This window comes from Pseudomonas sp. GW460-LB5 (assembly GCF_059423245.1).
On record NZ_JBWKXT010000041.1, the window covers coordinates 25,802 to 33,252 of the forward strand.

Here is a 7,451-nt window from a genome sequence, read left to right on the forward strand (position 1 = left end):
GGGGGTTCGATCAGGCCAGTTCCAGGCGCTGGCTACGGGCGTACTGGCGCGCCAAGGCGAGCACGCAAACCAGCGAAATGGTGGCGATCAGGGTGTAGAAGGCTGCCATCGGCCACCATTGGCCGCTGAAGGTATGGGCCAGCCAGGTGCCAATCAGCGGGGTCAGGCCGCCAGCGATCGCGCCGCAGATCTGATAGGCCAGAGAAATGGCGGTGTAGCGCACGCGGGTTGCGAACATGCCGCTGACATAGCCGGCAATCACCGCGTAGAAGGAAGCCATGCAGGCTGCGGCCAGGGCGATGCCAAGCACGATCAACGGGCCCTGGCCCGAGCTGACCAGCACGAACATCGGGTAGGGCGAGGCCATCGCCAGCAGCGCAACCAGCGCCAGGAAGCGCGTCGCGCCGACCTTTTCCGACAGCCACGCCGCAAGCGGCTGCACACAGAACTGGATGATCGCCACAAAGAACAGGCATTCAAGGATCAACGAGCGCTCCAGGTGCAACTGCTGGGTGGTGTAGCTGATCATGAAAGTGTTGGTGAAGTAGACCCCGGCAATGCCCAGGGTGTTGGCGCCGATGCACAGCAACAGCGGGCGCCAGGCGGTGCGCAGCACTTCAAGCACTGGCGCCTGCTCCTTGCGCCGAGCCTTTTGCGCCTGCTCGCGGCTGGCGATGAACTCGGGTGACTCATTCACCCCCAGGCGAATCGCCAGGCCCACCAGCAGCAGCAACGCGCTGGCCAGGAACGGCACGCGCCAGCCCCAGCTCATCAGTTCCTCTTCAGGCAGGCGGGTAACCGCGCCAAAGGCCAGAAGCGACAGAATCAGGCCAGCCGGGCTGCCCAGCTGGGCGAACGAGGCGAAGAAGTTGCGCCGACCTTTGGGCGCATGCTCGCCGGCCATCAATACCGCCCCGCCCCACTCGCCGCCCACGGCAATGCCCTGGACGATGCGCAGCAGGATCAACAGCACCGGCGCGGTGGCGCCGATCTGCGCGTAAGTCGGCAGCAGGCCGATGCACACGGTAACGATGCCCATCATCAGCAGGGTGATGACCAGCGACTTCTTGCGGCCGATTCGGTCGCCCACGTGGCCGAAGACGATGCCGCCCAGCGGCCGGGCGAAGAAGCCCACGGCGAAGGTGCCGAACGCGGCCATGGTGCTGAACAGGCTGTCGTCAGAGGGGAAGAACAAGGCACCGAACACCAGGGCGGCGGCGGTGGCGTAGATGTAGAAGTCGTACCACTCGATCATGGTACCGATGAACGCGGCGGCGGCTGCACGGCGCGGCTGGGCGGAAGCGGTGGGGTTCATGGGGGCTCCTTTGCTTGTTGTTCTGGCAGGAGTTGCTGGGACACGGTGGCGCTCTGGTGGCGCTTGGCCTGCTGGTTCGGTGCTGGCTTGTTCGCGGGCTCGCCCGCTCCCACAGGGGTCGCACCCTGTCTGCAACAGTGCAGTACCTGTGGGACGGGGCAAGCCCGCGAAAAAGCCGCCGCCGACACACCGGGCTTCAATGCATGCGATTTATCGGCCCGGGGCTATGATTAGTCAATTTTCTATTTATTATTCGAACTATTAGCCACGCTTATTATCGAGCCCCCGCCATGTCTGACCGCCTGCTCAACGACCGCCTCGACTGGAACCTGCTGCGCACCTTCCGGGTCATCGGCCAGGAGCTGTCCATCAGCCGCGCCGCCGCCCGCCTGCACCTCACCCAACCGGCGGTAAGCCAGGCGCTCAAGCGCCTTGAAGAGCAGCTCGGCCGCCAGCTCATTGCCCGCCGTGGGCCGCGCTTCGTGCTGACAGAAATGGGCGAGCAGCTGTTCCAGCTGGCCGGCGAGGTGTATGGGCAAATGTCGCAGATCGGCGGCTTGCTGGAGCAACCGGCGGACGAAGTGGTGGGCAAAGTGCGCCTGCTGATGATCAGCCGCATCGTCAGCGAACGCTTTGACAACTTCCTCGCCGACTTCCACCGCCAGCGCCCGCGAGTGGAACTGGAAATCGACGTGATGCGCAGCTCCGACATCGTCGCCGCCCTGCAGGAAAAAACCGCCACGGCGGGCCTTAGCCTCACCCGGCGTGCACAGCCACGGCTGGAACAGCGGCTGTTCCTGCGCCAACGCTATGCGTTTTTCTGTGGCAAGCACCATGCCCTGTTTGGCCAGGCCGAAGGCGACCTGCAACGGGAGAACTTCGTCAGTTTCACCAGCGATCAGATTGGCGGCATGTTGTCGCCGCTGACCATTTTCCGAGACCTGCAAGGGTTCGCCGGGCGGATCGTGGCCTCATCGCCAAGCCTTGAAGAAGTCCGCCGGCTGGTGATCGCCGGGTTTGGCATCGGCTGCCTGCCCGAGCATGTGGTGGCACCGGATGTCGAAGCGGGGTTGCTGTGGAAGCTGGCGCCGCAGGAAGGGATTGCCGATGTGGATATTCACCTGTTGTGGAACAGGGAACAGCGGTTCAGCCGGGCGGAAGAGGTGTTTATCGAGGCGTTGCAGCGTGTCATAACCTAGCGCTTCTGAGCGGCTCCATAGACCTCGCGCGCTCGCGCTTGCCAACCTGCGTGCTTCACTAGAATGGCTTGCATCACTGCAACTCACTTACAGGAGCCATCCCATGAACATCGACCTCGGCGGACGCACCGCCATCATCAGCGGCTCGACCGGCGGTATTGGTCTGGCCATCGCCCGTGGCCTGGCCCGCGCCAATGCCGACGTGGTCATTGCCGGCCGCAGCCAGAAGTCGCTGGACGCCGCCCTCGCCGAAGTGCGCAAGCAAGGTGGGCGTGGCCAGGTGCAAGGCGTGGTCGCCGACCTGGGTACCGCCGCCGGTGCCGAAACCCTGTTCGCTGCCCACCCACGGGCCGACATCCTGGTCAACAACCTGGGCATCTACGACGACGTCGACTTCTTCGATGTAGACGACAGCGAGTGGGCGCGCTTCTACGAAACCAACGTGCTCAGCGGTGTGCGCCTGGCCCGCCATTATGCCCCGGGCATGATCGAGAACGGCTGGGGGCGGATCCTGTTCATTTCCTCGGAATCGGGTGTCGCCATTCCTGCCGACATGATCAACTACGGCGTGACCAAGGCCGCCAACCTGGCCGTTTCCCATGGCTTGGCCAAGCGTCTGGCCGGCACCGGGGTTACCGTGAACGCAGTGCTGCCGGGCCCGACCCTGACCGATGGCGTGACCGCGATGGTGGCCGATGCAGCCAAGGCTTCCGGGCGCAGCATTCGTGAAGAGGCGGACAACTTCGTCCGCACCGCGCGGCCAAGCTCGATCATCCAGCGCGTCGCCGATGTCGATGAGGTTGCCCACCTGGTGGTATACCTCGCCTCCCCTTATTCCTCCGCCACCACCGGCGCGGCCCTGCGGGTCGACGGCGGCGTGGTCGACAGCCTCGCTATCTGAATTCAACTGGCGGCATTCGGGGAAAACTTGGATCCCATTCTATGAGAGGGTATGCTGCGCAATAGCTATACGCCACTATCCAGGCAGGTTTGACGCCTGCCTTCAAGGACGAAGCCTTTGCCCAGCCACCCAACCCGCCATACCATCGCCCGACAGTGGCAGCTGCTCAAGTTGCTGCCCGGCCGCCACCCCGGGATGAGCTCTACCCAGTTGCAGGCCGCCCTGACAACCGTGGGCCATACCACCAGCAAACGCACCGTCGAACGCGACCTGGTCGAGCTTGCCGCGTTGTTCCCGTTGCAGTGCAACAGTAAAGGCATGCCTTACGGCTGGTACTGGCAACCGGGCCTGAGCCTGAGCGAAGCGCAGCAGCTGCAACCCGACGTGCTTACCCCCCCGGACCACGTTGAACTGCATGCCTGGGTCGATGACGCGCTGGCCCGCCGCCTGGAACAATCACCCCTGTCAGCAGACATGCAACTGACACCGCAAGCGAGCGGCGGCGCCGTGCTGGTCGCTACCGTGGCCGACAACCGGGCGCTGATGGGCTGGCTGCTGTCCCAAGCAGGTTCTATCCGCATCCAGGCCCCGCTGGCGCTGCGTGTGGCCATGCTCGAACAGCTGCGCCAGAGCCTGGCACTGCACGATGGCAGTTATTGACTGGCAAGCAAAAATTCATTGTCGGGCGGGGCCGTCTGTGGCCCCGGTAATCTCACAAGAAAGTGAACACTTGCGAAGCCGGCAAGCGTGATTTGTTCAGCCCGGCGTTGAAGTCCGACTCGCTGCGATAACCCAGGCTGAGGATCACCACACTGGTAAAGCCACGCTCACGCAAGCCCAGCTCAGCATCGAGCACCTTGCTGTCGAAGCATTCGATCGGGGTTGCATCCAGACCATGCGCCGCTGCCCCCAGCAGCGCCGTACCCAAGGCCAGGTAAGTCTGCTTTTCCATCCAGTGCTGCACGTCCTTCTGGTCATAGCGGTGCAGGTTGACGTAATGGCGGCGGCTCTGGTTTTGCCCGGCGCGGGCTTGCTCGTCACGGAAACGGCCGTCGGCAGCCTCTTGATCAAGCACCGCATTGAGGTGCGCTTCGGTCATTTCGGTGCGGGTGCAGAATACGATCACGTGCGACGCATCGAGGAGCTTGGGTGTGTTGTAGGCAAAACCCTCGTTGGTACTCTTTGCCAGGCGGGCCTTGCCTTCGCCGGTATCAGCAACGATGAAGTGCCACGGCTGTGAGTTGACCGAGGACGGGCTGTGGCGCAGCTGTTCAAGCAAGGCATCGACAGTGGCCTGGGGAATACGGCGCGAGGCATCGTAGGCTTTGGTGGTGTAGCGGCGCTTGGCCAGCGAGACGGTATCCATGCAACAACTCCGGGAATCAACGGTGTATGTGGCGTGTATCTTATCTTTCCAGTACAAAAGAAAAACCGGCACAATGCAGCAACACTTTCATCCACGGAGTGAAAATGCAACATGCTGCGTATTGCCGACCTCGAACTGTTTGCCCGCAGCAGCGTACTGGGCAGCTTCACAGCCGCCGCCCATGAAGCCGGCCTGCTGCCGGGCCAGGTGGCCGCAGCAATCAAGCGCCTGGAGCGCGACCTGGATGTACGCCTGTTCGCCCGCACCACGCGCAGCCTGCGCCTGACCGCCGAGGGCGAGCGCTACCTGCCCACCGCGCTGAATGTGCTGGAGAGCTTGCGCCAGGGCCATGAAGACCTGCATGGCAACCCCAATACCCTGCGCGGCACCCTGCAGGTGTCGGCACCTTCCGACATGGGCCGCAACATGTTGCTGCCCTGGCTCAGCGCTTTTCGCCGCGAGCACCCGGCATTGCAACTGCGTTTCTTCCTGTCCGACCAGATTGCCGACCTCAACCGCGACCCGGTGGATGTGGCCATCCGCTATGGCCTGAACCAGGATGCCAACTACATCGCTCTGCCATTGGCCGACTGGAACCGCAGAGTGCTGGTCGCATCGCCCGACTACCTGGCCCGCCACGGCCGCCCGCTCAGCCCCGACGCCCTGCAGCAACACGCCTGCCTGCTGTACATGCAGCACAACCGGGTATACGACAAGTGGCAGCTGGGCAACCGTACCGTGCAGGTGCGCGGGCCGCTGGTCAGTGACGATGCCGACGTCATCCGTCGCCTGGCCATTCAAGGCGAAGGCATCGTCTACAAGTCGTGGCTGGATGTCAGCGCCAACATTGCGGCCGGTGAACTGGAAATCGTCCTGCCCGAACTGCTCGGCGAACCTACCCCGGTCACCTTGGTCTGCCCGCATCGCAAGCAGCTCACACCGGCAGTTTCGCAATTGCACCTGTGGCTGCGCGAGCGCTTCGAGGCCCTGCGTGATCGGGCACTGACCAACGGCTGCACAATCGTTCCAGACTGAGCCGGGGGGTTGCGCTAAGGTAGCCATTTACCCCAACGGCACACGTTCATGAGCAACTGGATCGACCTCAAGCAAGACGCCGATACCGGCATCGAATCGGTCCGGGCGCATTTCGTCGGACATGCCTACGACCCGCACTGGCACGACAGCTTTCTGGTCGGCGTGACCGAGCAGGGCGTGCAGCAGTTCAACTGCCGTCGGGTGCGCCATCGCAGCACGCCGGGGCAGGTATTCTTGCTCGAGCCTGGCGACATCCACGATGGGCTGGCGCCCACCGAAGAAGGCTTCACCTATTCCACGCTGTACCTGCAGCCCGCTTGGCTAGACCAACAGCTGCGTTCGCTGTTCGAGCACATACCGGGCGACAGCCTGCCCAGTTTTGCCGATACCCTGTGCCACGATGAGCGCCTGGCGCGGGCCACCGCCCTCGCCTTCTGCACCGTGCACGACCGGGACTTGCGCATCGTGCGGCAAACGGCCATGGACGACCTGCTGGCCTGTCTGACCCGCCACATGCACTGGCGCCGACGCATCAACCCCGACCCGCGCCTGCCGCTGAGCGCGCAGCGCGCGCGTGATTACCTGCACGCCCACCTGGAGCGCGACGTCGGCCTGGAAGACCTGGCCCAGGCCTGTGGCATCGACCGTTTTCGCCTGACCCGTGCATTCAAGGCCGCGTTCGGCATTGCACCGCATGCCTACCTGATCCAGCTGCGCCTGGCCCGGGCACGGCGCCTGCTCGCCCAGGGCCAGACGCCTGCCGATGTGGCCGTGGCCTTGGGCTTCGCCGACCAGAGCCACCTGGGGCGCTGGTTCCGTCGGGCCTACCGGCTGACCCCTGCCGACTACCGCAGGCGCTGCTCAAACCTTCCAGACTGAACCCCTGAAGGCAGCGAGCATGGTGCTTCGATTTTCCGGAGCCATGAACCATGTCGCAGTCGTTGTTGCCTTTCATTCTGTTCGCCCTGGTGGCCAGCATCAGCCCGGGGCCGACCAACCTGCTGATCCTGGCCCATGGCGCGCGCGCAGGTTTGCGCGCGAGCCTGGTGCCAATCGTGGCGGCCTGTGGCGCGGCAGCGGCAATCGTGTTGATGGTCGGTCTAGGGCTGGGTGAGCTGCTCCTGCGTCACCCCTTGGCCCAACAGCTGATGAGCTGGGCCGGCGTGTTGTGGCTAAGCTGGCTGGCGTGGAAGATGCTGCGCAGTGCCGCCACCCCCTTGCAAGCGGCCACCGCGCAAGGGCTCAGTGCTTTCAGCGCCGCATCGTTGCAGGTGGTGAACCCCAAGGTGTGGCTGATGGCTGTGGCGGTGGTCGGGGTATTTGCAGCGCCGTCATTGCCGGTGTGGCAACTGGCGCTGGTATTTTTGCTGATCGCCCTGCCGTGCATGGCAGCCTGGGCGGTGCTGGGGGTGGGGAGCGCCAGGTGGTTGCAGGCACCGCGGCGGTTGCAGCTGTTCAACCAGGTGTTGGCGGGGGTGCTGTTGATTTCTGCCTGGGCTGCCGTGCTGGCTTGAAGATCAAGCGGTGTCCCCTCGGGTCTACGGGGCACCTGCAGGAGCGGCCTTGTGTCGCGATCGGGGCGCGCAGCGGCCCCAAGATGTCAGCTTCGCCGCAGACATTGCCGGGGGCGCTTTG

General features: G+C 64.2%; 8 protein-coding genes. 6 read left to right on the top strand and 2 right to left on the bottom strand.

All coding sequences use genetic code 11. From position 1 onward, the window contains the following. Window positions 1-10: 10 nt before the first annotated feature. Window positions 11-1,315 (bottom strand): MFS transporter, encoded by a 1,305-nt coding sequence (locus AC07XM_RS21860; RefSeq protein WP_095114839.1) that lies wholly within the window; start codon window positions 1,313-1,315, stop codon window positions 11-13. Between the two features lie 290 nt (window positions 1,316-1,605). Here AC07XM_RS21860 and AC07XM_RS21865 point away from each other — a divergent pair, with 290 nt between their 5' ends. The 3 genes from AC07XM_RS21865 to AC07XM_RS21875 all read left to right on the top strand — a co-directional run bounded on the left by AC07XM_RS21865 (window position 1,606) and on the right by AC07XM_RS21875 (window position 4,075). Beyond that, window positions 1,606-2,514: a LysR family transcriptional regulator gene (locus tag AC07XM_RS21865; protein ID WP_070086463.1), complete on the top strand. Its 909-nt coding sequence runs from the start codon at window positions 1,606-1,608 to the stop codon at window positions 2,512-2,514. A 103-nt stretch (window positions 2,515-2,617) separates the two neighbouring features. Further along, complete coding sequence (locus AC07XM_RS21870) at window positions 2,618-3,415, top strand: SDR family NAD(P)-dependent oxidoreductase (protein ID WP_095114838.1); 798 nt, start codon at window positions 2,618-2,620, stop codon at window positions 3,413-3,415. Between the two features lie 117 nt (window positions 3,416-3,532). Beyond that, window positions 3,533-4,075, top strand: coding sequence for a WYL domain-containing protein (locus AC07XM_RS21875; protein ID WP_023048832.1), 543 nt, complete (start codon window positions 3,533-3,535; stop codon window positions 4,073-4,075). A gap of 52 nt (window positions 4,076-4,127) precedes the next feature. On the opposite strand, the gene nfsB is transcribed toward AC07XM_RS21875, so the two are convergent. After that, window positions 4,128-4,781, bottom strand: coding sequence for an oxygen-insensitive NAD(P)H nitroreductase (nfsB, locus tag AC07XM_RS21880; RefSeq protein ID WP_102689965.1), 654 nt, complete (start codon window positions 4,779-4,781; stop codon window positions 4,128-4,130). 111 nt (window positions 4,782-4,892) lie between these two features. Here nfsB and AC07XM_RS21885 point away from each other — a divergent pair, with 111 nt between their 5' ends. Genes AC07XM_RS21885 through AC07XM_RS21895 form a run of 3 tightly spaced genes read left to right on the top strand, consistent with a single transcriptional unit; the run spans window position 4,893 to window position 7,330 of the window. Then, window positions 4,893-5,816 carry a LysR family transcriptional regulator gene (locus AC07XM_RS21885; RefSeq protein ID WP_016486010.1) on the top strand — a complete coding sequence of 308 codons (924 nt, stop codon included), beginning with the start codon at window positions 4,893-4,895 and terminating at the stop codon, window positions 5,814-5,816. Between the two features lie 48 nt (window positions 5,817-5,864). Beyond that, window positions 5,865-6,695: an AraC family transcriptional regulator gene (locus AC07XM_RS21890; RefSeq protein WP_102689964.1), complete on the top strand. Its 831-nt coding sequence runs from the start codon at window positions 5,865-5,867 to the stop codon at window positions 6,693-6,695. A gap of 50 nt (window positions 6,696-6,745) precedes the next feature. Next, window positions 6,746-7,330, top strand: a complete 585-nt coding sequence (locus tag AC07XM_RS21895; protein ID WP_016486008.1) for a LysE family translocator — start codon at window positions 6,746-6,748, stop codon at window positions 7,328-7,330. Window positions 7,331-7,451 lie beyond the last annotated feature (121 nt).

Bases quoted from the DNA above. Each gene is read 5' to 3' on its own strand.
- AC07XM_RS21860 (WP_095114839.1), bottom strand. From the start codon at position 1,315: ATGAACCCCACCGCTTCCGCCCAGCCGCGCCGTGCAGCCGCCGCCGCG.
- AC07XM_RS21865 (WP_070086463.1), top strand. From the start codon at position 1,606: ATGTCTGACCGCCTGCTCAACGACCGCCTCGACTGGAACCTGCTGCGC.
- AC07XM_RS21870 (WP_095114838.1), top strand. From the start codon at position 2,618: ATGAACATCGACCTCGGCGGACGCACCGCCATCATCAGCGGCTCGACC.
- nfsB (WP_102689965.1), bottom strand. From the start codon at position 4,781: ATGGATACCGTCTCGCTGGCCAAGCGCCGCTACACCACCAAAGCCTAC.
- AC07XM_RS21885 (WP_016486010.1), top strand. From the start codon at position 4,893: ATGCTGCGTATTGCCGACCTCGAACTGTTTGCCCGCAGCAGCGTACTG.
- AC07XM_RS21890 (WP_102689964.1), top strand. From the start codon at position 5,865: ATGAGCAACTGGATCGACCTCAAGCAAGACGCCGATACCGGCATCGAA.
- AC07XM_RS21895 (WP_016486008.1), top strand. From the start codon at position 6,746: ATGTCGCAGTCGTTGTTGCCTTTCATTCTGTTCGCCCTGGTGGCCAGC.